24 protein-coding genes are annotated in these 24,565 nt (G+C 67.3%); 13 read left to right on the forward strand and 11 right to left on the reverse strand.

Features of this window, described 5'->3' with window-relative positions; translation table 11 throughout:
• The coding region (gene ppsR, locus CCA01S_RS08395) for a posphoenolpyruvate synthetase regulatory kinase/phosphorylase PpsR (RefSeq protein ID WP_066456858.1) at nucleotides 1–830 on the reverse strand (830 nt) is incomplete at its 3' end.
• A 212-nt stretch (nucleotides 831–1,042) separates the two neighbouring features.
• Between ppsR and ppsA the strand changes: the two genes are divergently transcribed.
• Both ppsA and CCA01S_RS08405 read left to right on the forward strand, forming a co-directional pair.
• On the forward strand, nucleotides 1,043–3,421 hold the full coding sequence (gene ppsA, locus CCA01S_RS08400; RefSeq protein WP_066456861.1) for a phosphoenolpyruvate synthase: 2,379 nt from the start codon (nucleotides 1,043–1,045) through the stop codon (nucleotides 3,419–3,421).
• Nucleotides 3,422–3,552: 131 nt separating this feature from the next.
• Nucleotides 3,553–4,311, forward strand: a complete 759-nt coding sequence (locus CCA01S_RS08405) for a methylated-DNA--[protein]-cysteine S-methyltransferase (RefSeq protein ID WP_066456864.1) — start codon at nucleotides 3,553–3,555, stop codon at nucleotides 4,309–4,311.
• A gap of 33 nt (nucleotides 4,312–4,344) precedes the next feature.
• Here the strand turns inward: CCA01S_RS08405 and smpB are convergent, their stop codons facing one another.
• The gene (smpB, locus tag CCA01S_RS08410) at nucleotides 4,345–4,806 is read right to left on the reverse strand and encodes an SsrA-binding protein SmpB (protein ID WP_066456867.1); all 462 of its coding nucleotides are present in this window, start codon (nucleotides 4,804–4,806) and stop codon (nucleotides 4,345–4,347) included.
• Between the two features lie 115 nt (nucleotides 4,807–4,921).
• Here smpB and CCA01S_RS08415 point away from each other — a divergent pair, with 115 nt between their 5' ends.
• The 5 genes from CCA01S_RS08415 to mmsB all read left to right on the forward strand — a co-directional run bounded on the left by CCA01S_RS08415 (nucleotide 4,922) and on the right by mmsB (nucleotide 9,142).
• Nucleotides 4,922–5,356, forward strand: a complete 435-nt coding sequence (locus CCA01S_RS08415; RefSeq protein ID WP_066456872.1) for a type II toxin-antitoxin system RatA family toxin — start codon at nucleotides 4,922–4,924, stop codon at nucleotides 5,354–5,356.
• 1 nt (nucleotide 5,357) lies between these two features.
• Nucleotides 5,358–5,651 carry an RnfH family protein gene (locus CCA01S_RS08420; protein WP_198149948.1) on the forward strand — a complete coding sequence of 98 codons (294 nt, stop codon included), beginning with the start codon at nucleotides 5,358–5,360 and terminating at the stop codon, nucleotides 5,649–5,651.
• Nucleotides 5,652–5,850: 199 nt separating this feature from the next.
• On the forward strand, nucleotides 5,851–7,005 hold the full coding sequence (locus CCA01S_RS08425; protein WP_066456877.1) for an acyl-CoA dehydrogenase family protein: 1,155 nt from the start codon (nucleotides 5,851–5,853) through the stop codon (nucleotides 7,003–7,005).
• Nucleotides 7,002–8,180: an enoyl-CoA hydratase/isomerase family protein gene (locus CCA01S_RS08430; protein WP_066456880.1), complete on the forward strand. Its 1,179-nt coding sequence runs from the start codon at nucleotides 7,002–7,004 to the stop codon at nucleotides 8,178–8,180. The genes CCA01S_RS08425 and CCA01S_RS08430 overlap by 4 nt, the downstream gene beginning before the upstream one ends.
• A gap of 62 nt (nucleotides 8,181–8,242) precedes the next feature.
• Nucleotides 8,243–9,142 (forward strand): 3-hydroxyisobutyrate dehydrogenase, encoded by a 900-nt coding sequence (gene mmsB, locus CCA01S_RS08435; protein WP_066456882.1) that lies wholly within the window; start codon nucleotides 8,243–8,245, stop codon nucleotides 9,140–9,142.
• A gap of 16 nt (nucleotides 9,143–9,158) precedes the next feature.
• Here the strand turns inward: mmsB and ygfZ are convergent, their stop codons facing one another.
• The gene (gene ygfZ / locus CCA01S_RS08440) at nucleotides 9,159–10,127 is read right to left on the reverse strand and encodes a CAF17-like 4Fe-4S cluster assembly/insertion protein YgfZ (RefSeq protein ID WP_066456884.1); all 969 of its coding nucleotides are present in this window, start codon (nucleotides 10,125–10,127) and stop codon (nucleotides 9,159–9,161) included.
• Between the two features lie 138 nt (nucleotides 10,128–10,265).
• Between ygfZ and mltG the strand changes: the two genes are divergently transcribed.
• The 5 genes from mltG (at nucleotide 10,266) to CCA01S_RS08465 (ending at nucleotide 14,849) form a co-directional block, all read left to right on the forward strand.
• On the forward strand, nucleotides 10,266–11,276 hold the full coding sequence (gene mltG, locus CCA01S_RS08445; protein WP_066456887.1) for an endolytic transglycosylase MltG: 1,011 nt from the start codon (nucleotides 10,266–10,268) through the stop codon (nucleotides 11,274–11,276).
• 3 nt (nucleotides 11,277–11,279) lie between these two features.
• A complete protein-coding gene (gene tmk / locus CCA01S_RS08450; protein WP_066456890.1) occupies nucleotides 11,280–11,945 on the forward strand; it encodes a dTMP kinase in 666 nt (221 codons plus the stop codon).
• Nucleotide 11,946: 1 nt separating this feature from the next.
• On the forward strand, nucleotides 11,947–12,996 hold the full coding sequence (gene holB / locus CCA01S_RS08455) for a DNA polymerase III subunit delta' (RefSeq protein WP_066456892.1): 1,050 nt from the start codon (nucleotides 11,947–11,949) through the stop codon (nucleotides 12,994–12,996).
• A gap of 4 nt (nucleotides 12,997–13,000) precedes the next feature.
• Nucleotides 13,001–13,792: a TatD family hydrolase gene (locus CCA01S_RS08460; RefSeq protein WP_066456894.1), complete on the forward strand. Its 792-nt coding sequence runs from the start codon at nucleotides 13,001–13,003 to the stop codon at nucleotides 13,790–13,792.
• A gap of 97 nt (nucleotides 13,793–13,889) precedes the next feature.
• Entirely contained in the window at nucleotides 13,890–14,849 is a 960-nt protein-coding gene (locus CCA01S_RS08465; RefSeq protein ID WP_066456897.1) for an ankyrin repeat domain-containing protein, read from the forward strand.
• Nucleotides 14,850–14,908: 59 nt separating this feature from the next.
• On the opposite strand, the gene CCA01S_RS08470 is transcribed toward CCA01S_RS08465, so the two are convergent.
• The 8 genes from CCA01S_RS08470 to CCA01S_RS08505 all read right to left on the reverse strand — a co-directional run bounded on the left by CCA01S_RS08470 (nucleotide 14,909) and on the right by CCA01S_RS08505 (nucleotide 24,033).
• Nucleotides 14,909–15,985 (reverse strand): sulfate/molybdate ABC transporter ATP-binding protein, encoded by a 1,077-nt coding sequence (locus tag CCA01S_RS08470; RefSeq protein WP_066456900.1) that lies wholly within the window; start codon nucleotides 15,983–15,985, stop codon nucleotides 14,909–14,911.
• Complete coding sequence (gene cysW / locus CCA01S_RS08475) at nucleotides 15,982–16,908, reverse strand: sulfate ABC transporter permease subunit CysW (protein ID WP_066456902.1); 927 nt, start codon at nucleotides 16,906–16,908, stop codon at nucleotides 15,982–15,984. The genes CCA01S_RS08470 and cysW overlap by 4 nt, the downstream gene beginning before the upstream one ends.
• Nucleotides 16,909–16,920: 12 nt before the next feature.
• On the reverse strand, nucleotides 16,921–17,787 hold the full coding sequence (gene cysT, locus CCA01S_RS08480; RefSeq protein WP_084386633.1) for a sulfate ABC transporter permease subunit CysT: 867 nt from the start codon (nucleotides 17,785–17,787) through the stop codon (nucleotides 16,921–16,923).
• Entirely contained in the window at nucleotides 17,787–18,794 is a 1,008-nt protein-coding gene (locus tag CCA01S_RS08485; protein WP_066456904.1) for a sulfate ABC transporter substrate-binding protein, read from the reverse strand. Before CCA01S_RS08485 ends, cysT begins: the two co-directional genes overlap by 1 nt.
• A 175-nt stretch (nucleotides 18,795–18,969) precedes the next feature.
• Nucleotides 18,970–19,770 (reverse strand): RsiV family protein, encoded by an 801-nt coding sequence (locus CCA01S_RS08490; protein ID WP_066456906.1) that lies wholly within the window; start codon nucleotides 19,768–19,770, stop codon nucleotides 18,970–18,972.
• Nucleotides 19,771–19,892: 122 nt separating this feature from the next.
• The gene (locus tag CCA01S_RS08495; RefSeq protein WP_066456908.1) at nucleotides 19,893–20,645 is read right to left on the reverse strand and encodes an SDR family NAD(P)-dependent oxidoreductase; all 753 of its coding nucleotides are present in this window, start codon (nucleotides 20,643–20,645) and stop codon (nucleotides 19,893–19,895) included.
• A 94-nt stretch (nucleotides 20,646–20,739) separates the two neighbouring features.
• Nucleotides 20,740–22,002: an NAD(P)/FAD-dependent oxidoreductase gene (locus tag CCA01S_RS08500; RefSeq protein WP_066456914.1), complete on the reverse strand. Its 1,263-nt coding sequence runs from the start codon at nucleotides 22,000–22,002 to the stop codon at nucleotides 20,740–20,742.
• A 144-nt stretch (nucleotides 22,003–22,146) separates the two neighbouring features.
• Nucleotides 22,147–24,033, reverse strand: a complete 1,887-nt coding sequence (locus tag CCA01S_RS08505; protein WP_066456916.1) for a methyl-accepting chemotaxis protein — start codon at nucleotides 24,031–24,033, stop codon at nucleotides 22,147–22,149.
• 230 nt (nucleotides 24,034–24,263) lie between these two features.
• Here CCA01S_RS08505 and CCA01S_RS08510 point away from each other — a divergent pair, with 230 nt between their 5' ends.
• A complete protein-coding gene (locus CCA01S_RS08510; RefSeq protein ID WP_066456918.1) occupies nucleotides 24,264–24,560 on the forward strand; it encodes an acylphosphatase in 297 nt (98 codons plus the stop codon).
• The last annotated feature ends 5 nt before the right edge of the window (nucleotides 24,561–24,565 follow it).

Consider the following 24,565-nt stretch of genomic DNA (forward strand, 5'->3'; position numbering starts at 1 on the left):
TAGGTCGTGCGATCGAGCCCCACTTCGTCGAGTATCTTGGTGGAGATTTCTTCGATGGAGCGCGTGGTGGTGGACAGCCAGGGGATGTTTTCCATGCGCATCAGGCGTTCGGCGTCGGCCACTTCCTGGCGGCACTGCTTGAGCGACGCATAGGTGCTGTTGGGACGGCGTTCGTTGCGCACCTCGGCCAGGCGCTCGGGCTGGATGGACAAACCAAACAGCTTGCGCCGGAACGGCAGCAGCGTGGCGGGCAGGGCGCCACGGTCGAAGTCTTCGGGGATGAGCGGGTAGTTGGCCGCCTTGACCGCGTACTGCATGGCCAGATACAGGCTGGTGGGCGTCTTGCCGCAGCGCGACACACCCACGAGAATGACGTCGGCCTGTTCGAGCCCCTGTACGTACTGCCCGTCGTCGTGCGCCAGGCTGAAGTTGATGGCTTCGATGCGGTTGTTGTATTGCTTGCTGAGCCCGTTGGTGTGCGAACGCCCCACCGAGCCGCTGGATTTCACCCCCAGCACGCCCTCGAGGTGCTGCACGAAGGCTCCGAAGAGATCGAGAAAGATGCAGGGAGCCTGGCGGATGCGCTCGGCGATGTCGGATTCGACCAGGGTGCTGAACACCAGGGGCGGCGGGCCGCCCTGGTCGGCGCGCTGGGCGATGCGCCGCGCGGCGGCGTCGGCCTTTTCGATGGAGTCGATGAAGGGCAGGCGGATGGCCTGGAAGGGGATGCCCTCGAACTGCGAGAGCACGGCGTGGCTGAACGTCTCGGCGGTGATCCCGGTGCTGTCCGAGACGATGAAAACGGGGCGTTCGATTGTGGAATCGGTCATGGATTTTGAACCATCAAGCGTCAGAAACGGTACAATCCGCGAAGGTTACCAGTCGCCTGATGGGCAGGCAAGGCTGGTTTGCCAGACGCATGTCCCCAGGCACCTTGGCTGCGCGCCTCGCCGCCGCGCCAAGGGCCTGGTTTCGTTCATCCCGCGATCGGGATGCGACGTGCACCCGGCAAACACGCTTTTTCTATCTCAAAGGTGACACTATGTCGAATGTTGTATCTTTCGAGCGGCTCCGCATGTCGGACGTAGACTCGGTAGGAGGCAAAAACGCTTCACTGGGCGAAATGATCAGCCAGCTGGCCGACGCCGGGGTTCGGGTGCCGGGCGGTTTCGCCACCACGGCCGATGCCTTTCGCAACTTCCTGGAATCCACCGGCCTCGACGCGCGCATCAACGCCCGCCTCGACACGCTCGACGCCGACGATGTGCGCGAGCTGGCCAATGCCGGGGCCGAAATCCGCCAGTGGGTCATCGACACCCCGTTTCCGGCCGATTTCGAGCACGACGTGCGCGCCGCCTTTGCCCAGCTCGATGCCGATGGCAAGGGCTCGTTTGCCGTGCGCTCGTCGGCCACGGCCGAAGACCTGCCCGACGCCTCGTTTGCCGGTCAGCAGGAAACCTACCTCAACGTGGTGGGCATCGACGACGTGCTCGAAAAAATCCGCCACGTCTTCGCCTCGCTGTACAACGACCGCGCCATCTCCTACCGCGTGCACAAGGGCTATGCCCACGCCGAAGTCGCGCTCTCGGCGGGCATCCAGCGCATGGTGCGCTCCGACAAGGGCAGCGCGGGCGTGATGTTCACGCTCGACACCGAATCCGGCTTCAAGGACGTGGTGTTCATCACCTCGTCCTACGGCCTGGGTGAAACCGTGGTGCAGGGCGCCGTCAACCCCGACGAGTTCTACGTCTTCAAGCCCACGCTGGCCTCGGGCCACTATCCCATCATCAGCCGGCGCATCGGCTCCAAGCTGATCAAGATGGAATTCGACGAGCAGCGCACCTCGGGGCACGCCGTGCGCACGGTCGAAGTACCCGCTTCCGAACGCAACCGCTATTCGCTGACCGACGACGAGGTCATCGAACTCGCCCACTACGCCACCATCATCGAGAAGCACTACCAGCGGCCCATGGATATCGAATGGGGCCGCGACGGCATCGACGGCAAACTCTACATCCTGCAGGCGCGCCCTGAAACCGTCAAATCGCAGCAAAGCCACCACGACGTGCAAGAGCGCTACCGCCTCAAGGCGACGGGCGAGGTGCTGGTGCGCGGTCGCGCCATCGGCCAGAAAATCGGCTCGGGCACGGTGCGTGTGGTGGCCGACGCTTCCGAAATGGACAAGGTGCGCCAGGGCGACATTCTCGTCACCGACATGACCGACCCCAACTGGGAACCGGTCATGAAGCTCGCCTCGGCCATCGTCACCAACCGGGGCGGGCGCACCTGCCACGCCGCCATCATCGCGCGCGAGCTGGGTATTCCGGCAGTCGTGGGCTGCGCCGACGCCACCGACGTGCTCGCCAATGGCCGCGAAGTCACGGTATCTTGCGCCGAAGGCGACGAAGGCCACATCTACGACGGCCTCATCGAAACCGAAGTCGAAGAAGTGCGTTGGGGCCAGATGCCCGACATCGGCCTGAAAGTCATGATGAACGTCGGCAATCCGCAGCTGGCCTTCGACTTCTCGCAAATCCCCAACAGTGGGGTGGGGCTGGCGCGTCTTGAATTCATCATCAACAACAACATCAACGTGCACCCCAAGGCCGTACTCGACTACCCCAACGTCGATGGCGACCTGAAAAAGGCGGTCGAGTCCGCCGCGCGCGGCTATGCCAGCCCGCGCGCCTTCTTCGTCGAAAAACTGGCCGAAGGGGTGGCCACCATCGGTGCGGCCTTCTATCCCAAGCCCGTCATCGTGCGCCTGTCCGACTTCAAGTCCAACGAATACCGCAAGCTGGTGGGCGGCTCGCGCTACGAACCCGAAGAAGAAAACCCCATGCTGGGTTTCCGTGGGGCCTCGCGCTACATCGCCGAAGACTTCGCCGAGTGCTTCCGCATGGAATGCGAAGCCCTTAAAAAAGTGCGCGACGAAATGGGCCTGACCAACGTCGAGATCATGGTGCCCTTCGTGCGCACATTGGGCCAGGCCAAACGCGTCATCGAACTGCTGGCCTCGCACGGCCTGAAGCGCGGCGATAACGGCCTGCGCCTCATCATGATGTGCGAGGTGCCGTCCAACGCCATTCTGGCCGAAGACTTCCTGCAGTACTTCGACGGTTTCTCCATCGGCTCCAACGACATGACCCAGCTTACGCTGGGCCTCGACCGCGACTCCGGCATGGAACTGCTGGCCGCCGACTTCGACGAGCGCGACCCCGCTGTGCAGTTCATGCTGCGACGGGCCATCCAGGCCTGCCTGAAGTCGGGCAAGTATGTCGGCATCTGCGGCCAGGGCCCCAGCGACCACCCTGATCTCGCACAGTGGCTGCGCGACGAAGGCATTCTGTCGATGTCGCTCAACCCGGACACGGTCGTCGATACCTGGCAGCGCCTGGCCAACACGGCCATTGCGGCCTGATCGATCCGCTCCGGTTTGCGGGCCCCGAACCCGGGGCCCGCGCGGCAGGCCCGGGGTGCGTCAACCGGACGGATCCCGCCCGCCACACCGCGAGTACACTAGAGGCATATTCTGCCTCTTGCCTCATCGCCATGCCGTATCACGCCCTCATTGCCTCGCCCTTGGGCGACATCCTGCTGCAAGCCGATGCCGTCAGCCTCACAGGCCTGTATTTCACCGATCAGCGCGACTGCCCGCACGTCGCGGGTCTGGCCGCCGTCGACCATGTGATCCGCCAACCGTCGGCGGGCAGCCTGGACGGTCACGCAACCCGCACCTTCAAGGTGGTGCCGGTTACCGAAGCCGCCACGGGCGAGCTGTTTCCGCCGGTGGGCTCGGCGACCGGGACGCAGGTCGGTGTCGGCGCCAATCCCGGCGCTGATGTCGATACCGGTGCTGGTACTCATGCCAGTGCTGGCACTGGAACTGACGCCAATGCCGACGCCGTGGCGCCGGGCAGCGTGCGTCTGTTGCAGACCGACACGCCGCCCGCCGTGCAGGCACTTTTCGAACAGACGCGCCGCGAGCTGGATGAATACTGGCAAGGCCGCCGCCAGCACTTCGACGTCGTGCTCAGCCCCTCGGGCACCGCTTTTCAGAAGCAAGTCTGGCAGGCCCTGCTGCGGGTGCCCTGCGGGGCCACGCTGTCGTACGGTGAACTCGCCCAGGCCGCCGGCCTGGGGGCCGGGCATGGCCGGGCGGTGGGCGCCGCGGTCGGCAGCAACCCCATCAGCATCATCATTCCCTGCCATCGCATCCTGGCGCGCAACGGCACCCTCAACGGCTACGGCGGCGGGCTCAACCGCAAGATCCGCCTGCTGCAGATCGAAGGCTTTCGCGTACAGGCCTGAGCGCCGCCGCAGCTCGCCCGCGAGACGCCGGGCTCAGTCTTTGTGCTGACGCGTGTCGTGCTTCATCAGGCGCTCTTTTTCGCGCGCCCAGTCTTTGTCGCGCTGCGTGTCGCGCTTGTCGTGCAGTTTCTTGCCACGGCCCAGGCCGAAATCCAGCTTGATGCGCCCGCCCTTGTAGTGCAAGTTGAGCGGCACCAGGGCGTAGCCGCGCTGTTCGACCTTGCCGATGAGCTTGCTGATTTCTTGTGCATGCAGCAGCAGCTTGCGCGTGCGCGTGGCATTGGGGTGGATGTGCGTGGAGGCCGTGGGCAGCGGACTGATGTGCATGCCCAGTATCCAGAGCGCACCGTCGCGCACGATGACGTAGCTTTCTTTCAGCTGCACGTGCCCGGCGCGGATGGCCTTGACTTCCCAGCCTTCCAGCACCAGGCCCGCTTCGAAGCGCTCTTCGATGAAGTAGTCGTGGGTGGCTTTTCTGTTTTCAACGATGCTCATAGGTCGGGCCAGGAAATCTCATACGTGTTTTCGCAGGGTACGACAGAGGATGAAGGCCCGCCGTCGCCGCACTGATAAAATCCTTACATTCTAGCTTAACCACCCCGATAGACTGATGCATTCGATCCAACGCTCCGTGCTGGTTCCCTTTAGCTGCGAACAGATGTTCGATCTGGTGGCCGACGTGGCGCGGTATCCTGAATTCATGCCCTGGTGCGGCGGCGCGACGGTGCAGTGGCACAACGAACAGGGCATGCAGGCCACTGTGCAGATTCATTTCGCCGGCATCCGCCAAAGCTTCACCACGCGCAATGATCACGAATACCCGCACAAGATCGTCTTTCATCTGGTGGACGGGCCGTTTTCCAATCTGACCGGGCACTGGGCCTTCCAGCCCCTGGGCAGCGACGGCTGCAAGGTGCTCTACACCATGGAATACGCCTTTTCCAGCCGGGCTCTGTCTGCGGTCGTGGGGCCGGTCTTCAACCGCATCGCCAGCAGTTTCATCGATTCGTTCACGCAACGGGCCTATGTCGTCTATGGGCGCTGACATGCAGGTGCAGATCGCTTTCGCCGCGCCCACCCGCATCTGGCGCCAGACGCTCGAAGTCGCGGCGGGCACCACGGTCGGGCAGGCGTTGGCCCAAAGCGGCTTTGCCCAGGCGTTTCCCGAATTCACCGACCAGCCGCTGGCCCTGGGCGTCTATGGCGAGCGCTGCGATGCCGGCCGCGTGTTGCAGCCCGGCGAGCGCGTCGAGCTCTACCGTCCCCTGGTGTTCGACCCCCTCGAATCGCGCCGCCGCCGCGCGGGGCACCGGCGTGGCAAGCGCCCGGCCACCCGCTGACGATTGTCGTCCGCTTGACAGCGGTTCGCGGCGGACTGCTCTAAGGTTGGCTTGCCCCCGGGGCGCGCACGGCGGGCTGGTGCTACAGTGACCCCTGGTGCGCAAGGCCCGGCGCACGATGCCAGGGCCTGCGCGCCAGCGGGCGCCACAAGCATCCGCTGGTCGCCCTATACTCATGACAGATCCGGAGACAAGCACCATGGATTTTCGCCTCAGCGAAGAACAACAGGCCTTTGCGCATGCCGCGCGTGAATTCGCCCAGGGCGAGCTCGCACCGCACGCCGCCCAATGGGACGAAGAACACATTTTTCCGCGCGAGGCCTTCGCCAAGGCGGGCGAACTGGGCTTTTGCGCCATGTACGCGCCAGAAACCATCGGCGGGCTGGGCCTGCCGCGGCTGGACGCCACGCTGGTCTTCGAAGAAATGGCGGCGGTCGATCCCTCCACCGCGGCCTTCATCACCATCCACAACATGGCCACCTGGATGATCGGCACCTGGGCCCAGGCGCCCGTGCGCGACGTCTGGGGGCCGCAGCTGGCCAGCGGCGAGAAGCTGGCGTCCTACTGCCTCACCGAACCCGGCGCCGGTTCGGATGCCGCCTCGCTCACCACCAGCGCCCGCCGTTCGGGCGACCACTACGTGCTCAACGGCGCCAAGGCCTTCATCTCGGGCGCGGGCGACACCGACGTGCTGGTGGTCATGGCGCGCACGGGTGGCGAGGGCGCGCGCGGCATCTCGGCGCTGGTCGTGCCCGCCGACAGCCAGGGCATCACCTACGGGCGCAAAGAAAACAAGATGGGCTGGAACAGCCAATCGACACGGCCCATCACCTTCGAAGACGTGCGCGTGCCACTGGAAAACCGCCTGGGCGAAGAAGGCGAGGGTTTCCGCTTCGCCATGAAAGGGCTGGACGGCGGGCGCATCAATATTGCCACGTGTTCGGTGGGGGCGGCGCAGGGGGCCTACGAGGCGGCGCGCCGCTATATGGGCGAGCGGCGCCAGTTTGGCCGGGCGCTGGCCGAATTCCAGGCCCTGCAGTTCAAGCTTGCCGATCTGCTGTCGAACATCGTCGCCTCGCGGCAGATGGTGCGTCTGGCGGCCAGCAAGCTCGATGAAAACGACCCGCAGGCCAGCGCCTACTGCGCCATGGCCAAGCGTTTCGCCACCGACCTCTGCTTTCAGTCGTGTCTCGACGCCCAGCAGATCCACGGTGGCTACGGCTATCTCAAGGATTACCCGCTCGAGCGGCTGGTGCGCGACACGCGGGTGCACCAGATTCTCGAAGGCACGAACGAAATCATGCGCGTCATCGTGGCGCGCCACATCCTCACTCAAGGGGCCGATTTGCGATGAATACGCCTGTCACTGAAGTTTCCCCAGAGGCCGCGGACGGCACGCCAGTCTTGTTCGACGAACTGCCCGCGGGCAATGGTCGGCGCATCGGCGTGGCCTTGCTCAACAGCCCGCAGACGCTCAACGGCCTGTCGCTCGACATGTGCCGCCTGCTGGCCGAACGCCTGCGGGCCTGGGAAGACGACCGCCGCATCGTGGCCGTGGTGCTGCGCGGGGCGGGCGACAAGGCCTTCTGCGCCGGAGGCGATCTGCAGGCCCTCTACAAAAGCATGCAAGAAGCGCCCGCCACCGACGCCTGGGCGAACGTGTATGCGCGCAGCTTCTTCGAAACCGAATACCGCCTCGACTACGCCATCCACCGCTATGCCAAGCCCCTTGTATGCTGGGGCAGCGGCATCGTCATGGGCGGTGGCGTGGGGCTCATGCTGGGGGCCAGCCACCGGGTGGTCACCGACACCACGCGCTTTGCCATGCCCGAGGTCACCATCGGCCTGTTTCCCGACGTCGCGGGCACCTGGATGCTGGGCCGCCTGCCACCGGGCATTGGCACCTTCCTGGCCTTCACCGGGGCCCAGCTGGGGGCCGCCGACTGCCTGCACTACGGCCTGGCCGACCGCGCCTGCCCGGCACAGGGCTTCGATGCGTTCATGCAGGCCCTGCAAAGCACCGAATGGTCAGCAGCGGCCACCGAACACGCCGCCCAGGTCGATCGCGCGCTGGCGGCCCAGCCGCTCGATGTGACGCAGCCAGGCCCCCTGCAGCGCCATGCCGAGACCATCCGTCAAGCCTGTCACCAGGCCGATTTTCTCGCCATTGCCAGCGCCATCGGCCAATGGAAGCGCGACCCCGACCCCTGGCTGTCGCGCGCGGCCCTCACGTTTCTGGCCGGTTCACCGGGCTCGGCGCGCCTGAGCCACAGCCTGCTGGCGCGCGTGCGCCACCTGTCGCTGGCCGACGCCTTTCGCGCCGAATACGTGGCGGCGCTGCACTGCTGCGCCGAACCCGATTTTCGCGAGGGCATCCGCGCCCTGCTGATCGACAAAGACAAAAAGCCGCGCTGGCGGCCCGCCACGCTCGAACAGGCCAGCAGCGACTGGGTACGGCGCTTTTTCGTCAGGCCCTGGCCCGCAGGCCAGGCGCACCCGCTGGCCGACCTGGAGTCCGCGGCACCCTGACGCGCCGCGCGGCGGCCATTCCACATTCCATCGTACCGACAACATTTTCAAGGAGACAGACGATGAGTAGCACCATAGGTTTCATTGGCTTGGGCCACATGGGCGGCCCGATGGCGCAAAACCTGCTGAAGGCCGGTCATACGCTCAAGGTATTCGACCTGGTTCCCCAGGCCCTGCAGGCCGCCGTCCAGGCGGGGGCCACCGCCTGCGCCTCGGCGAAAGAAGCCGTGGCCGGGGTCGATCTCATCGTCACCATGCTGCCCGCCAGCCGCCACGTCGAAGGCCTGTACCTGGGCAAGGACGGCCTGCTCGAGGCCATCGCCAAGGGTACGCTGGTGCTCGAATGCAGCACCATCGCGCCCGAGTCCGCCCGCAAGGTGTCCAAGGCCGCCGCCGAGCGAGGCATCCGCATGCTGGACGCGCCGGTCTCGGGCGGCACGGGCGGCGCAACGGCGGGCACGCTGACCTTCATCGTGGGCGGCGCCGATGCCGACCTCGAAGCCGCCATGCCCTATTTGCAAGTCATGGGCAAGAACATCTTCCACGCCGGCGATGCGGGGGCGGGGCAGGTGGCCAAGATATGCAACAACATGTTGCTTGGTATCCAGATGGCGGGCACCGCCGAGGCCCTGGCGCTGGGGGTGGCCAACGGGCTCGACCCCCAGACGCTGTCCGACATCATCGCCAAGAGCTCGGGGCGCAACTGGGCCACCGAACTCTACAATCCCTGGCCCGGCGTCATGGAACACGCGCCGGCCTCGCACGATTACGAGGGCGGATTCGGCGTCGATCTCATGCTCAAAGATCTGGGCCTGGCGGCGGAAGCCTCGATGCAGGCGCGGGCCACGACCCCTCTGGGCGAACTCGCCCGCAACCTGTACGCGCTGCACAGCACGCAGGGGCATGGCAAGCTCGACTTCTCCAGCATCCTGAAGCTGTATCACCAGCCGAAGAAAGCCTGATTCACCCGCGGCGGCGTCAGGCGTATTCCGCGCCGGGCGGCGCCTGCAGTGTGAGCCTGGGGCCGGTGGGGCTGCCCACGGCGTACTGCACGACGGGCCAGTCGGCCAGCGAGATTTCGGCGGCCAGTTGCAGGCAACCTTGTACGGCGCTGGCCTCGATGATCCGGCCCACGGGGCGGCCGCTGACGTCGTCCGCGGCGAACAGGTCGCTGGCCGCCGACGGCGCCGGTGCATCCGCTGGCCAGGGCGCCGTGCCACAGGCCATGCGCCGCTTGACGGTGCCGCGATAGTGGCTGCGGGCCACAACTTCCTGGCCGGGGTAGCAGCCCTTTTTGAAGTCGATGCTGCCGTTCAAGTCCAGGTTCAGCGCGTTGGGCAGGAAGCAGTCCTGGGTTTCGGCCTGGATCAAGGGCCAGCCGCTGGCGATGCGGGTGGCGGCCCAGACTGCCGCCAGGGGCGCGGTGGACAGGTCGTCGGCGGCGTTCGCCGCGCGCGGTTCGGCGGAGCCGTCCGCCGCTGGTTGGGCCGCATGGATGCGCCAGGCGGCGGGGGTGGCGGCGCGGGTGTGCGGCGCCATGACCCAGGTGTCGCCGTCAAGATCGACCCGCGTCCAGGCCGCCAGCGAGTGCAGGGCGGCGGGCAGGGCCGCCGCCCCCCAGGCGGCCGACACCTGCCGGGAGGCATCTACGCCGAGCGTGACCTTGGCGCGCAGGACGAAGCGCCGCAGCCGCTGCAGCAGGTCGTCCGCCAGGTTGGCCGCCACCATGAACTCGATGTGTTCGGGGGCGGCGAGCCAGAACACGCCGTTGGCCAGCAGGCGGCCTTGCGCCGTGCAGTAGCCCGCGGGGCGTGCGCTGTCCGCGGGCAGGCCTTGTACCGCGTTGCTCAGCTGACCATGCAGGAAGGCGCTTGCATCGGGCCCCTGGGCCCGCAAAATGGCGAGTCGGGGCAGGGCGCAGCGCCCCTCGGTGTCGATGATGCTCATGGCAACTCAGAGAATATTCAAGGTTGAAACACACAATCATAGCCAGCCCCCGGGCCCGGGCCAAGTGAAGACCGCACCGTACGAACGGATACGCATCGCGCGCCCAGGGGGCCGGATGCGTCGAGTAAACTGGCGCCCATGAAAAGGTTTCTGCGATTTTCCCTCTGGCTGCTGATCTTCTGCCTGGCCGCTGCGGCCGTGGCGATCGGCGGGGCCGCCTGGTGGGGCTGGAAACGGCCCGTGCCCATGCAGACACCCGTGGTCGATTACCTGATCGACCCGGGGACGACCCCGCATCAGATTGCGCTGGCCATGCAGGCCGCGGGCATCGCCGTGGATGCGCGCGCCTTTGTCTGGCTGGCGCGGCTCAGCGGGCGCGACAAGCTGCTCAAGGCGGGGGCGTACGAGGCCCGGCAAGGCGACACGCCCTGGCTGCTGCTCGAACGCATGGCCAACGGCGACATGACCCAGGTACGCCTCACCTTTCCCGAGGGCTGGACGTTTGGCCAGATGCGGGCGGCGCTGGCCGCCGACGACAAAGTCCGGCACGATACGCTGGGCCTGGACGATGCCGAAGTCGCCCAGCGCCTGGGGCTGGCCGATGGTCGGCCCGAGGGACGCTTCTACCCGGATACCTACGTCTTCGCCCCAGGCACGTCCGATCTCGACATCCTGCGCCGGGGCGAGAAGGCGGGCCACCAGGTGCTCGAGCAGATCTGGGCCCAGCGCGACCGCGACCTGCCGCTGCAGACGCCTTACCAGGCCCTGATCCTCGCCTCCATCATCGAGAAGGAAACCGGCCATGGCGGCGACCGTGCCCGGATCGCCGGCGTCTTCATCAACCGCCTGCGCCTGGGCATGCCGCTGCAGACCGACCCCACGGTCATCTACGGGCTGGGCGCTGGCTACCAGGGGCGTTTGCGCAAGAAAGACCTGGAGCAGGACACCCCCTGGAACACCTATACGCGGCCGGGCCTGCCGCCCACCCCCATCGCCAACCCCGGCAAGGCCGCCCTGCTGGCTGCCGTGCACCCGGAAAAGCATGATTACCTGTATTTCGTCTCGCGCGGCGACGGGACGAGCGAGTTTTCCAAAGACCTCGCGGCCCACAACCGGGCCGTGGGCAAGTACATACTGAAACGGAACTGAGCCATGACGACTCCCGGCTGCTTCATCACGCTCGAAGGCGTGGATGGCGCGGGCAAAAGCACGCACATTGCCTGGATGAGCGACTACCTGCGTCAGGCGGGGGTCGATCTCGTCTGCACGCGCGAACCGGGCGGCACGCCGCTGGGCGAGCAGCTGCGCGCGCTGCTGCTGCAACAGGAAATGGACTTGCGCACCGAGACCCTGCTCATGTTTGCCGCGCGCAACGAACACTGGCGCAACACGATCGAACCCGCCCTGCAGCGGGGGCAGTGGGTGCTGTGCGACCGCTATGTCGATGCTTCGTATGCTTACCAGGGGGGCGGCCGCGCGCTGGGCGCCACGGCGATCCAGGCGCTCGAACAGTGGCTGGGGCTGGTGCGCGCGCCCGACCGCACCTTTCTCTTCGATGTGCCATTGGCGGTCGCGCGCCAGCGCCTGAGCCGCGGGCGCGACGCGCCCGACCGCTTTGAACAAGAAGGCGCGGCCTTTTTCGAGCGCACCCGCGATGCCTACCTGGCGCGCGTGCGCGGCACGCCCGGGCGCTTTTGCGTCGTCGATGCCCAACGCGGCATCGACGATGTCCGCCAGACGCTCGAAGTCGCGCTGGACGCCTTGCTGCACGCCTACCCGCGGCCGACGGACGGGTCAATCCCCCAAGGGCGGGGCTGACATGAGCGCGCTGGACTTCCTGCCTTGGCAGCGCGACCCGGCCCGGCGCTGGCTGGCGGCGCGCGACCGCTTCGCGCACGCCTGGCTCATCCACGGCCTGCCGGGCATCGGGCAGCAGGAATTCGCCCTGGCCGGGGCCGCCAGCCTGCTGTGCGAATCGCCACGCCAGGGTCTGGCCTGCGGCGAGTGCCAGGCCTGCCGCTGGGTGCTGGCGGGCAACCATCCCGATCTGCGGCGCATCCGCCCCGACGCCCAGGCGCTGCAAGAGGGCGGGGCGGCCAGCGACGCGGACGCGGGCGGCAAGAAGCAGCCGTCGCGCGAGATCCGCATCGAACAGATTCGCAGCCTGCTGCCCTGGTTCAACATGGCCACGCACCGGGGGGGCTGGCGGGTGGCGGTGCTGTACCCCGCCGAGGCGCTCAATGTCATTGCCGCCAACGCCTTGCTCAAGATTCTCGAAGAACCGCCCGGCCACACCGTCTTTTTGCTGGTGGCCCAGGCGCCCGACCGCCTGCTGCCGACGCTGGTGTCGCGCTGCCGCCGCCTGCCCCTGAGCGCACCGCCCCAGGCCGAGGCCTTGCCCTGGCTGCAACAGCACGGCGTCACCGAGGCCCTGGCGCAGCTGGCCGCGGCGGGCGGGGCGCCCTTGCTCGCTTTGCGCCGCGCGCAGCAACAGCAGGCCGCCGTGCCGGACTGGCTGCGGCTGTTTCTGGAAGCCGCCGCGCGCGGCGATGCGCCGGGTGATCTGGCCGACGCCCTGCTGGCGCTGGACGCAAGCGACTGGCTCGACGGTTTTCAGCGCCTCTGGCTGGATCTCAGCCTGGCGGCGCATGGCGCGCCCGCGCGCTATTATCCCGAACTGGAATCCCAGGTGCGCACGCTGGCGCGGGCCGCGGCGCCCACGGCCCTGGCGCAGGCCGGTCAATGGCTGCAGGCCCAGCGGCGGCTGGCGCAGCACCCGCTCAATGCCAAGCTGCGGGCCGACCATGCGGCGCAGACCCTGTTGCGCGCCGTGCGCCCGGCGCAATCTACCCCTTCTTCATCACGCTGACATCATGTACGTCGATTCTCACTGCCATCTCAATATGCCCGACCTGCAGGCGCAACTGCCCGAGGTGCTGGCCCGCATGCAGGCCAACGAGGTAGGCCATGCGCTGGTGGTCAGCGTCAACCTGCGCGACTGGCCCGGCCTCATCCAGCTGGTCGAGGCCCACCCCCACCTGAGCGCCTCCGTGGGCGTGCACCCCGACAACGACGCCGAAGACGACGACGGGGCCGAGCCGTCCCTGGACGATCTGCTGCAGCGAGCCCAGCACCCCAAGGTGGTGGCCATCGGCGAGACCGGGCTTGACTACTATCGCCTGTCCGAGCCGCTGGACTGGCAGCGCGCGCGGTTTCGCACCCACATTCGCGCCGCGCAAGACAGCGGCCTGCCACTCATCATCCACACGCGCTCGGCCGCCGCGGACACCATCCGCCTGATGCAGGAAGAAAAGGCCCGCCGCGGGGTGATGCACTGCTTCACCGAATCCTGGGAGGTCGCACAGGCGGCCATGGCGCTGGGCTTCTATATTTCGTTTTCCGGCATCGTCACCTTCAAGAACGCCCGACAGCTGCAGGAAGTCGCGCAGAAGGTGCCGCTCGAGCGCATGCTGATCGAGACCGATTCGCCGTATCTGGCGCCGGTGCCGTACCGTGGCAAGCTGAACGATCCGTCCAAGGTCATCCACGTGGCCGACAAGATCGCCGAGCTGCGCGGCGTGCCCGTGGCAACGATCCGGCAGGCCAGCACCGAGAACTTCTTCACGCTCTTTGACAAGGCTGTCGGCCAGCGTGCCGCCCGATGAACCCACGTCGCGGGCGCCACGGGCGGCGCGGCCTGTCCGCCACCGGGTTCCCGAGCCCGCGCGCTGACTGCTGTATTTCTGACGGGAGACATCCGCCATGGTTCTGAATCAACGCCTGCCGCATCGAGTCCTTGAGCCGTGGCTGGCCCGGCTGGCGCTGAGCGGTCTGTGCTGGCTGCTGCTCGCGCCAGTGTCGGCGCAAGCGCAAACCCAGGCGCAGACCCAGGCGCAGGCGGCCGCCACGGCCGACTGGTGGTCGGCCGTCAAGCGCGACGACGCATCCGAGATCAGCAGCCAGCTGCTGCGCGGGGCCGATCCCAACGCGATCAATGGGCTGGGCAACCCGGCCCTGGTGCAGGCGGCCCGCGAGCAGTCCTGGAAAGTATTCGACCTACTGCGCATCGCCCCCGGCATCCGGGTCGACCAGCCCAACGCGCGCGGGGAAACCGCGCTGATGTATCTCAGCATCCTGGGCCAGACGGCACGGGCCGCGGCGCTCATCCAGGCCGGGGCGCAGGTCAACCGGCTGGGCTGGACGCCGCTGCACTATGCGGCTTCCAAGGGGCAGGTCGAGATGGCCGGCCAGCTGATCGAGTGGGGGGCCATCGTCAATGCGCCCGGGCCCGACGGCACGACGCCGCTGATGATGGCCGCCCTGTCGGGCAAGCGGGCGATGGTGCGGTTGCTGCTCGATCACGGGGCCGACCCCACCATGCGCAACCTGGCACACGAATCAGCCGCCGACTGGGCGCTCAAGCGCAAGAACACGGTCATTGCCGCCGAACTGGACGCTGCCGCGGCTCACGTGGCGCAGGCGCGCCAGGCACGCCAGCCTGCCGAGCTGCTGCCGCAGGCCGACCTGGGCCAGATCGCCAACGAAAAGCTGCGTGAGGCTGAGCAGCCGCCGGGCGTGTCCGATGCGCCACCCGCTCCCGTCATCGATGCGCCCCCCACCAAAGAGGCACCGACAGCCCGTGATGGCACCCCGGACGATGCGGACTCATTCTCGCGCTACTTCGACCTGGGTCGCTTCGACCGGGCGCCCGCCGCTCACTGAGCGCGGCATCACGCCCGCATTTCTCAGATATGGCGTGAACAGCCCTCCGGTGAACAGGCCTACTGGGCAAATACCTTGGCGCGGCGCGGACGCGCCAGAAAATGGTGGTGGCCGCCTGCGTGCAGGCGGTCGTATTCCTGACTTGGCAGCACGACCTCGATGAGTTCTTGCGTATCCTCCCGGCGCAGCTCCAGCCGCGCCAGCGGGCCAAAGGCACGCGCACGCTGCAGGCTGACGCGGATGCCGGGGCTCGACGGGTGCGCGCCGGGCGCATCGGGGCAGGGCTCGATCTGGATTTCATGCGGCCGCACGTAGGCCGTGCCCGAGAGTTCGGTTTGCGTGTCAAAACCCGGCAGGCGGATGCTGGCGGCCCCCGTGTGCAGCTCGCCCTGGCGCACCTTGCCGTGGAACTGATTGGCGCGCCCCAGAAAGCCGTAGACGAAAGCATTGGCGGGCTGGTCGTAGACCGCGCGCGGCGAGCCCTTCTGTTCGACCTGGCCGTGGTTCATGATGACGATTTCGTCGGAGACCTCCAGTGCCTCGTCCTGGTCGTGGGTGACGAAGATGCTGGTCATCTTCAGTTCGTCGTGCAGGCGACGCAGCCAGCGGCGCAGTTCGGTGCGCACCTGCGTGTCGAGCGCACCGAAGGGCTCGTCGAGCAGCAGCACGCGCGGTTCGATGGCCAGGGCGCGCGCCAGGGCGATGCGCTGGCGCTGCCCGCCCGACAGGGCGCCGGGGCGGCGGTCGGCCAGCCAGTCGAGCTGTACCAGTTCGAGCAGCCGCATCACCCGGGCGCGGATGTCCGCCTCGTCGGGGCGCTGGGCGCGCGGGCGCACGCGCAGGCCGAAGGCGACGTTCTCGAACACGCTCATGTGCTTGAACAGGGCGTAGTGCTGGAAGACGAAACCCACCTGGCGCTGGCGCACATGCGTGTTCGAGGCGTCTTCCCCGCGCAGCAGCACGTGCCCACGGTCGGGCGTCTCCAGGCCGGCGATGGTGCGCAGCAGGGTCGTCTTGCCGCAGCCGGACGGCCCCAGCAGCGCAGTGAGCTGCCCCTCGGGAAACACCAGCGAAACGTCGTCGAGCGCGGTGAAGGCGCCAAATTGCTTGTGAATGTGCTGGACTTCGATACTCATGAGTGCGGCTCCGGAGAAGCGGGACGGGCGTGCGCCTGCAGGCGGCGCTGCGCCAGGGATTTCAACGCCAACGTCAACAGGGCCAGCAAGGCCATGAGCGAAGCCAGCGAGAAGGCGGCGGCGAAGTGGTATTCGTTGTACAGAATCTCGATTTGCAGCGGCAGCGTGTTCGTCAGGCCCCGGATATGGCCGGAGACGACTGACACGGCGCCGAATTCGCCCAGCGCCCGGGCGTTGCTGAGGATCACTCCGTAGAACAGCGCCCAGCGGATGTTGGGCAGGGTGATGCGCCAGAAAATGCGCCAGCCCGACGCCCCCAGCACCAGGGCCGCCTCTTCCTCTTCGTTGCCCTGCGCCTGCATCAGCGGGATGAGCTCCCGGGCTACAAAGGGCACCGTCACGAACAGCGTGGCCAGCACGATGCCGGGGACGGCAAAGAGAATCTGTACGTCGTGTGCCTGCAGCCAGGGGCCGAACCACCCCTGCGCGCCAAAGAGCAGCACGAAAACGAGGCCGGCGATGACGGGCGAGACGGAAAAAGGCAGGTCGATGAGCGTGATCAGCACGCTCTTGCCGCGAAATTCGCCATGCGTGACCGCCCAGGCGGCGCAGACGCCGAACACCATGTTCAGCGGCACCGCAATGGCCGTCGCCAGGAGGCTCAGGCGCAGCGCGGCCAGCGCGTCCGGGTCGCTGATGGCGGCCAGGCAGGCGCGCCACCCCAGGCGCAGCGCCTGATGAAAGATTGTCAGCAGCGGCAGCAGCAGAAAGAGCAGCAGAAAACCCAGGGCGATGGCGGTCAGCGCCAGCGCGGCCCAGCGGGGGCTGCCGAGCGAGGGTGCTCGTGAGGGCTGCCCGCCGCGCGGGCCGGGGCGGACGGCGGACGGGGCGTTGTCGAGGATGGAAGTCTGGCTGGGGGACATGGCGGTTTCCGGTCAGGTGGGCTGGCCCAGCAGGCGGCGGCGCATCCAGGCCTGCAGGCTGTTGATGGCCAGCAACAGCGCAAAGGACAGCACCAGCATGAGCACGGCGATCGCCGTGGCGCCCGCGGTATCGAACTGCTCCAGCCGCGTGACGATCAAGAGCGGCGCGATCTCGGACACCATCGGCAGGTTGCCGGCGATGAAAATGACCGAACCATACTCGCCGGAGGCGCGGGCAAAAGCCAGCGCGAAGCCCGTGAGCAGGGCGGGGGCCAGGGTCGGCAGCGTGACGCGCACGGCAATCTGCCAGTCGGAGGCCCCCAGGCTGCTGGCCGCCTCTTCAAGCTCGGTGCCCAGCGCCTCGAGCACAGGCTGCACGGTGCGCACGACGAAGGGCAGGCCGATGAACACCAGGGCCACCACCACGCCCAGCGGCTGAAAGGCCACCTGCACGCCCAGCGGCGCCAGCAGCCGGCCCAGCCAGCCTTGCGGCGCATAGAGCGCCGTGAGCGCAATGCCGGCCACGGCGGTGGGCAGCGCAAACGGCAGGTCGATGAGCGCGTCGATCAGGCCGCGCCCCGGAAAGCGATAGCGCACCAGCACCCAGGCGACGATGCCGCCAAAGACCAGGTTGACCAGGGCCGCCAGGAAAGCGGCGCCAAAGCTCAGCCGCAAAGAGGCCAGCACCCGGGGGGCCGTGATGATCTGCCAGAACGCTTCAGCGCTGAGCTGGGCCGTGGAGAGAAAGGCCGCCGACAGGGGCAGCAGCACCAGCAGGCCCAGGTAGCACAGGCTCACGCCCAGGGTGAGCGCCTGCCCGGCAGGTGCCGCGCCGAAAGCGGCGGACGTGGGACGCCGCGCGGAAAGAAGCCTGGTCATCATTGCCCCCGCGGCTGGAAGATCTGGTCGAAAACGCCGCCTTCGGCAAAGTGCTTCTGCTGCGCCTGCCGCCAGCCGGACGCCACCTCATCGACCGTGAGCAGCCGGATGGGGGGAAACTGATCCGCATAGCGCGCGGCCACTGTCGGCGACACGGGGCGGAAATGGTGGCGCGCAATGATGTCCTGGCCCGCCTCACTGTACAGATAGCTCAGGTAGGCCTGGGCCACGGGGCGGGTGCCCTTGCGCTCGACGACCGTATCCACCACGGCGACCGGCGGTTCGGCGCGGATGCTGAGCGAAGGCACCACCAGCTCGGCGCGCTGCCCGCCCAGTTCGCGGCTGGCCAGCCAGGCTTCGTTCTCCCAGGTGATGAGCACGTCGCCGATGCCGCGCTGGATGAAGGTCATGGTGGCGCCGCGGGCGCCGGCATCCAGCACAGGGACGCGCTGATACAGCTGCCGGACGTAGGCGCGCGCCGCCGCCTCGTCACCGCCCGAGTGTTGCCAGGCATAACCCCAGGCCGCCAGGTAGTTCCAGCGCGCACCGCCCGAGGTCTTGGGGTTGGGCGTGATGACCTGCACGCCGGGCCGGATGAGATCGGGCCAGTCATGGATGTGCTTCGGGTTGCCCGGGCGCACCAGGAAGACGATGGTGGAGTAGTACGGCACGCTCTGGTCGGGCAGCCGTGCGCGCCAGTCGGCGGCCAGCAAGTGGTGGCGCGCCAGCACGTCGATGTCCGATGCCAGCGCCAGCGTGACGACGTCAGCCTGCAGGCCGTCGAGCACCGAGCGGGCCTGTTTGCCCGAGCCGCCGTGCGATTGCAGCACGGTGAGCGTGTCGCCCGTGCGTTCGTGCCATTGGCGGGAAAAAGACTGGTTCAAGTCCCGGTACAGCCCGTTGGTCGGGTCGTACGAGGCATTGAGCAAGGTGATGCTGGCGGCCTGGGCATTGAAGAAGACCAGGCAGGCAGCGGCTGCCAGGGGCAGCCAGGCTCTGCGGTGCATGTCGAAATCTGGGACGTATGAAAACGGACTCCAGATTAAGGGCCTGGGCGCGCGGACAGAACGATTTGTTTGCTTGACCGTTATAGGCCGTGCGCATTAGTGCGATCGGCTATATCGGTATGCTCGAAGCATGCCCGCGCGCGCGAAGCGTGCGGCGATCTGGCGCGGGCGCGGTTCAGTCGGCGGGCAGGAATTGCGGGCGCAGCACGCCGCGCAGCCGTGGGTAGGGGATGAGCAGCTCGGGCTGGCCCCAGGCGTAGGGCGCGATTTCGTAGGGCTGGTATTTCACCACGATCCCCTGGTCGGTGAGCGCCACGTTGTCGCTGGACACGAAAGGCCACATGCGCGAGAAATCGTTGGGATCGTCGCGCACCGCGGGATTGCTTTGCAGCCACTGGGTGTGCGCCTCGCGCAAGGCGGCATCGAAGGCCGGGCGCGCGCCGGGCGCGAGCAGGTTGTCGATGGTGAGCGCTTTTTCGGCCCGATTGTCCCAGTTGAGAAACTGCGTGCCGGACATGCCGTGCGCCATGCCGGTCTGGTACTGGCCGACGGTCAGCTCGACCACGGTGAGCCGCTGGTTGCGGTAGCGGGTCTTGGCGATCAGGTCGGTCTCGTCGCGCGCGCCCGCCGTCTTCCAGAAGTAGCTTTCGTATTCCGGCAAAGTGTCGTACGGCGCCGGGCTCTTGGTGTCGAGCCAGGTCATGGAGACCAGGGCGTGTTCGACCAGGGTCGTGAGGCGCGGATGGCCGGGGAAGGCCAGCGAGTGCATGACGATTTTGGGGCAGGTGCCGCTGCAGCCGGGGCGCGTGCGCGTCCATTGGACGGGCTGGGCGAACAGGCCTTGCTGGCTGGTCTGCTGGTCGAGCTGTTCAGGGATGAGCGACAGCGTGTCCTTGGGGCCGCTGGCGCAGGCGCCCAGAAGCAGCGTAGAGGCCAGCACAAGGGGCAGGGCGCGAACAGTCAGACGGTGCGGCATGAGAAGTCCAGGCTTGAAAATGGAACGTTGGCCCGGCGAACCGGGCGCAAGACATGCAATATATCGTACCCTGGTCACCCCGCACCAGCCATGGGCAAGTGAAGCGCGCGGATGACGGCTGCTCAGGCGTCGCGATGCACCTTCATGCCGGCAAACGACTGGCACACTGGCATCACTTCCAGCGTGTTGATATTGACGCGACCCGGGCGCGTGGCCACCCAGGCGACCGTATCAGCGATGTCGTCGGCGGTCAGGGCGTCGGCGCCCTCGTAGACGGCGGCGGCGCGGTCGGCGTCTTTCAGGCGCACCAGAGAGAACTCGGTGCCCCCGCACAGGCCGGGCTCGATGTTGGTGACGCGTACCTGGGTGCCGAAGAGATCGGCGCGCAGATTGAGGCTGAGCTGGCGCACGAAGGCCTTGGTGGCCCCGTAGACATTGCCCCCCGGGTAGGGGTGGCTGCCCGCGACTGAGCCCAGGTTGACGATGTGGCCCTGGTTGCGCTCGACCATGCCGGGCAGCACGGCATGCACCAGGCGGGTGAGCCCCAGCACGTTGGTGGCGATCATGCGTTCCCAGTCGTCCAGCGATGCCTGCTGGGCGGGGGCGACGCCCAGCGCCAGCCCGGCATTGTTGACGAGCAGGTCGATGCCGGCGAACTGCCGTTTGATCTGGGCAAGACCCGCGTCGATCGAGGCGGCGTCGGTGACGTCCATGACCAGGGGGTGAAAGGCCGCCCCCAGCGTTGCTTGCAAGGCCTGCAGGCGCTCGAGTCGCCGGGCGGCACCCACGACGGTAAAGCCTTCGGCAACCAGGCGCCGCGCAATGGCGGCGCCGAACCCGGCCGAGGCGCCGGTGACCAGGGCAATCTTGGACATGTAGCATCCTTTGTGTACAAGTAGGCAAGGCCATCATGCTAACAGACAGGCCGCCGATGGGCGGCCTGTCGCAGGCGTCGTGCCCCGGCGCTGGCTATGGCTGTACCGATGGCACCCCGGCGGGAAACTTGCGGCTTTTGTGCGTGACCGGCAGGCCGCGCCCCTTGATGAGGATGTTCCAGTAGAACCAAGGCAGGAACGACTGTTTGAGCCACCAGTAGAAGCGCCGTGGCACGCGCGGGTCGAGCGGCAGGCTGGGCGTGATGGTGCCGCCGTAGGTGAACTCGGCCAGCAGCACCTTGCCGCGCGAGGTGGTGAGCGGGCAGGCGGCGTAGCCGTCGTAGGATTCGACGTTGCCCGCGCCATTCAGGACGCTGAGCAGGTTGCTCACCAGCACGGGCGCCTGGCTCTTGATGGCGGCCGCCGTCTTGCTGTTGGGCGTGGACGTGCAGTCGCCCAGGCCAAAGACGTTGGGGTAGCGGGGATGGCGCAGCGTGTGCTTGTCCACCTCCAGCCAACCGTTGGCATCGGCCAGGGCGCTTTGGCGGATGAAGTCGGGCGCCCCCTGGGGCGGCACGACGTGCAGCAGGTCGTAGGCCACTTCTTCACGCACCTTTTCGCCGTCCACCACGGTTTCGAACACGGCGATGCGCTCCGCGCCGCGCACCTGCACCAGGTTGCTGCCGAAGTGCGGATCGGCGTCGTACGAGGCCATGACCTTGTCCAGCGCCTGCGCATAGAAGGGGATGCCGAAGACGCTGGCACCCGCCGTGCGAAACTGCAGGCTGTCGGCCTTGACGCCCGTGCGGCGGAAGTGGTCGGCGGCCAGGTACAGCGCTTTTTGCGGGGCGCCCGGGCATTTCACCGCGCCGGCCGGCTGCGTGAAAATGGCCGTGCCCCCCGTGAACTGCTGCACCAACTGCCAGGTGTAGGACGCAAGATCGTAGCGGTAGTTGCTGGTAACCCCGTTCTTGCCCAGGGCTTCTTCCAGCCCGTCGATGGCCTTCCAGTTGATCTGGATACCGGCGGCGACCACCAGGTATTCGTAGGCCACCCGGCTGCCGTCGGCCAGTACCACCAGGCGCTCGTCGGGCAGCAAGGCGCTGACGGCCTGGGCGATGTGGCGCACGCCCTCGGGCAGGCAGTCGTGCAGCGGGCGGCGCGTGTCTTCGGCGCGATAGGCGCCACCGCCCACGAGCGTCCAGGCGGGCTGGTAGTCGTGGTGGTTGGCCGGGTCGATGACGACGATGTCCAGATCGTGCCGGTTCTTGCGCAGGCGGGCCGCAACCGTGGTGCCGGCGGTGCCGGCACCGACGATGACGACGGTGTGTTGACGAGTAGCTGTGGTGTCGCTCATGGGGGCCTCGAATGGGTCGATTGCGCCAGGGGCTGTAACACCCGGCTGGCAATGGAAACATTCTAGGCAGCGCGCCGCGCGAACCGAACGACGGATGCGCTATGTCGTTATGCCGGGATGACGCAGTTGGCCCCCCGGCTTGGCTCAATATTGCGGCGCGGGCAGGGCGCGGCTTGCGCGCACAGCCACGCCCGGGCCCCCAGGCTGCACGTGGTCGGCGCCATCCAGCTTGAACCCGGCCACGGCCTGGGCCAGTACCTGGGCCTGGTCGCGCAGGCTGTCGGCCGCGGCGGAGGATTCCTGCACCAGGGCGGCGTTCTGCTGGGTGGAGCCATCGAGCTGCTGCACGGCGATTTCAATCTGGTTGATGCCCAGGCTTTGTTCGCCGGTGGCCACCTTGATTTCATTGATGATGTCGGTGACGCGCTGCACCTCGGAGACAATCTTGTCCATGGCTTCGCCTGCCTGGCGTACTTGATCGCCGCCGCGTGAGACCTGCTCGACGTTGGTGCCGATCAGGGCCTTGATTTCACGTGCCGACTGGGCGCTGCGCTGCGCCAGCGCGCGCACCTCGGAGGCCACCACGGCAAAGCCCTTGCCGTGCTCGCCCGCGCGGGCGGCCTCGACGGCCGCGTTGAGCGCGAGGATGTTGGTCTGGAAGGCAATGCTGTCGATCACGCCGATGATGTCGCCGATGCGCCCCGCGTTCTCGTTGATGGCCTGCATCGTTTCGACCACCTGCGTCATCAGCGTGCCGCCATGATTGGCGGCGTCGCGGGCGCTGGTGGCCAGAGCCACGGCGGCATTGCCGGCGTCGGCGGTCTGTTTGACGGTGCTGGAGAGTTCTTCCATCGAGCTGGAGGTCTCTTGCAGGCTGGCGGCCGCGCCCTCGGTACGGCGCGCCAGGTCGGAGTTGCCCGCGGCGATCTCGTCGGACGCGATGTTGACCGATTCGGTGGTCTGGCGGATGCGGCGCAAAGTCGCGGCGATTTTCTCGACGAACTGGTTGAACGACGCGCCCACTTGAGCCAGCTCGTCGTGGCCGGTCTGGTCGAGCCGCCGGGTGAGGTCGCCTTCACCCGAGGCAATGTCCTGCAGAGCGTCTTTCAGGCTGCCCAGGCGGCGCAGCAGCACACGCGTGAGCGCGGCCAGCGCGGCGGCGGCGAGCAGAATCATGACAACGCCGGTGACGATGGCCTGGGTGCGCATCTGGCGCACGCCCGCGAGGATGTCGTCCTGGCTGAGCGCCACCACCAGCGTCCAGTTGGTGCCCTTGATGGGCACCGCCGACATCCAGTAGTGCGGGCCGGCCTTCACCGTCTCGCCCAGCTCGCTGGGGTTTTGCGCCAGCGCTTGCAGGCGCTGCACGCCATAGCGCGGGAAGACGTCGGTGGCAGGCTTGAGCGTCAGCTGCGGATCGGGGTGGGCGATGATCTTGCCGTCACCCGCCACCAGATAGGCAAAGCTGTTTTCCGTGGGGCGCAGCGCCCGCGTACTGGCGATGATGTCGTCCAGGCCGATGTCGCCCGCGATGACCGCCTGCGTTTTGCCGTCCTTGTCGATGGGCACCGCCACGCTGAGTACCAGGCTGCCGTTGGAGGCGTCCAGGTAGGGCTCCGTCAGGATCGGATGCCGCAGGCGCGCCGCCGTGGCGTACCAGGGACGGGTCGTGGGATCGTAGTCGGCAGGCAGGTTCAGGGGCTCGTCGGTGATCATCTTCTTGTCGGCACGGCCCACGTAAGTGCGCGCGAAGCGTCCGGCGGCGCGGGCCTGCACCAGCGAGGGAATCACGCTGTCGGACAGCGCGACGGGTGTGAGCGACGTCAGGATGTCGGTTTTGTCACGTGCCCAGCTTTCCACCTCGCGCGCGTTGCTCTTGACGAGACTGCTGGTCTGGCTGGACACCAGATCCTTGACGGTAGCTTGCGCCGACAGGATATTGGCGCTGGCCAGTAAAATCATGGCCACGGCAACGGTCAGCGCCGAAGCCAGCACCAGTTTGGCGCGGATGGATAATGCACGTATCTTCATGGACAAAGCCCAAACAAAGGAAGTTGGTTTTCCGTCCCCAGCGTGAAGCATGTGCGCGATGCGGGGCGGCGGCACCCCGCCGTCGGGGGCAGGGTCGGGAAAACAGGTACGGATACCGCGCTGGCAATGTCCAATCTGTCAAGCGGTGTGCGGCCAGTTTAATATTCGGGTGCCGGGCGTGATGACGCGAAGAGGCCCCGAAATCCCCCATACATTTTTTACATGATTCCATGAAACATCTTTCTTCTTCTCTGGAACACGAAACTTTGTCGGTCTTCATCGAAGGCAAGGTGCAGGGTGTGGGGTTTCGCGCCGCCACGGTGCGCCGGGCACACCAGCTCAAGCTGGGCGGCTGGGTACGCAACCTGGCCGATGGCCGGGTCGAGGCCCTGCTGCAAGGGCCGCACGACGCCGTCGACCAGATGCTGTCCTGGCTGTTGCAAGGGCCGCCGCTGGCGCGGGTCGCGCGCGTCAGCCACGACGAAGTGCAAACCGAACGCCTCTACGAGCGCTTCGAGCAGATTTGATGCCC

Origin of the sequence: Castellaniella caeni NBRC 101664 (assembly GCF_001592225.1) — a bacterium.
GTDB lineage: Bacteria > Pseudomonadota > Gammaproteobacteria > Burkholderiales > Burkholderiaceae_B > Castellaniella > Castellaniella caeni.

What these genes read in the sequence shown, in the direction of transcription:
- CCA01S_RS08425 (WP_066456877.1), top strand. Translation starts at nt 5,851, where the DNA reads ATGGATTTTCGCCTCAGCGAAGAACAACAGGCCTTTGCGCATGCCGCG.
- CCA01S_RS08465 (WP_066456897.1), top strand. Translation starts at nt 13,890, where the DNA reads ATGGTTCTGAATCAACGCCTGCCGCATCGAGTCCTTGAGCCGTGGCTG.
- CCA01S_RS08470 (WP_066456900.1), bottom strand. Translation starts at nt 15,985, where the DNA reads ATGAGTATCGAAGTCCAGCACATTCACAAGCAATTTGGCGCCTTCACC.
- CCA01S_RS08420 (WP_198149948.1), top strand. Translation starts at nt 5,358, where the DNA reads ATGCAGGTGCAGATCGCTTTCGCCGCGCCCACCCGCATCTGGCGCCAG.
- smpB (WP_066456867.1), bottom strand. Translation starts at nt 4,806, where the DNA reads ATGAGCATCGTTGAAAACAGAAAAGCCACCCACGACTACTTCATCGAA.
- mmsB (WP_066456882.1), top strand. Translation starts at nt 8,243, where the DNA reads ATGAGTAGCACCATAGGTTTCATTGGCTTGGGCCACATGGGCGGCCCG.
- CCA01S_RS08460 (WP_066456894.1), top strand. Translation starts at nt 13,001, where the DNA reads ATGTACGTCGATTCTCACTGCCATCTCAATATGCCCGACCTGCAGGCG.
- cysW (WP_066456902.1), bottom strand. Translation starts at nt 16,908, where the DNA reads ATGTCCCCCAGCCAGACTTCCATCCTCGACAACGCCCCGTCCGCCGTC.
- CCA01S_RS08405 (WP_066456864.1), top strand. Translation starts at nt 3,553, where the DNA reads ATGCCGTATCACGCCCTCATTGCCTCGCCCTTGGGCGACATCCTGCTG.
- CCA01S_RS08490 (WP_066456906.1), bottom strand. Translation starts at nt 19,770, where the DNA reads ATGCCGCACCGTCTGACTGTTCGCGCCCTGCCCCTTGTGCTGGCCTCT.
- mltG (WP_066456887.1), top strand. Translation starts at nt 10,266, where the DNA reads ATGAAAAGGTTTCTGCGATTTTCCCTCTGGCTGCTGATCTTCTGCCTG.
- tmk (WP_066456890.1), top strand. Translation starts at nt 11,280, where the DNA reads ATGACGACTCCCGGCTGCTTCATCACGCTCGAAGGCGTGGATGGCGCG.
- ygfZ (WP_066456884.1), bottom strand. Translation starts at nt 10,127, where the DNA reads ATGAGCATCATCGACACCGAGGGGCGCTGCGCCCTGCCCCGACTCGCC.
- CCA01S_RS08430 (WP_066456880.1), top strand. Translation starts at nt 7,002, where the DNA reads ATGAATACGCCTGTCACTGAAGTTTCCCCAGAGGCCGCGGACGGCACG.
- CCA01S_RS08495 (WP_066456908.1), bottom strand. Translation starts at nt 20,645, where the DNA reads ATGTCCAAGATTGCCCTGGTCACCGGCGCCTCGGCCGGGTTCGGCGCC.
- cysT (WP_084386633.1), bottom strand. Translation starts at nt 17,787, where the DNA reads ATGACCAGGCTTCTTTCCGCGCGGCGTCCCACGTCCGCCGCTTTCGGC.
- ppsA (WP_066456861.1), top strand. Translation starts at nt 1,043, where the DNA reads ATGTCGAATGTTGTATCTTTCGAGCGGCTCCGCATGTCGGACGTAGAC.
- CCA01S_RS08505 (WP_066456916.1), bottom strand. Translation starts at nt 24,033, where the DNA reads ATGAAGATACGTGCATTATCCATCCGCGCCAAACTGGTGCTGGCTTCG.
- CCA01S_RS08485 (WP_066456904.1), bottom strand. Translation starts at nt 18,794, where the DNA reads ATGCACCGCAGAGCCTGGCTGCCCCTGGCAGCCGCTGCCTGCCTGGTC.
- CCA01S_RS08415 (WP_066456872.1), top strand. Translation starts at nt 4,922, where the DNA reads ATGCATTCGATCCAACGCTCCGTGCTGGTTCCCTTTAGCTGCGAACAG.
- holB (WP_066456892.1), top strand. Translation starts at nt 11,947, where the DNA reads ATGAGCGCGCTGGACTTCCTGCCTTGGCAGCGCGACCCGGCCCGGCGC.
- CCA01S_RS08500 (WP_066456914.1), bottom strand. Translation starts at nt 22,002, where the DNA reads ATGAGCGACACCACAGCTACTCGTCAACACACCGTCGTCATCGTCGGT.
- CCA01S_RS08510 (WP_066456918.1), top strand. Translation starts at nt 24,264, where the DNA reads ATGAAACATCTTTCTTCTTCTCTGGAACACGAAACTTTGTCGGTCTTC.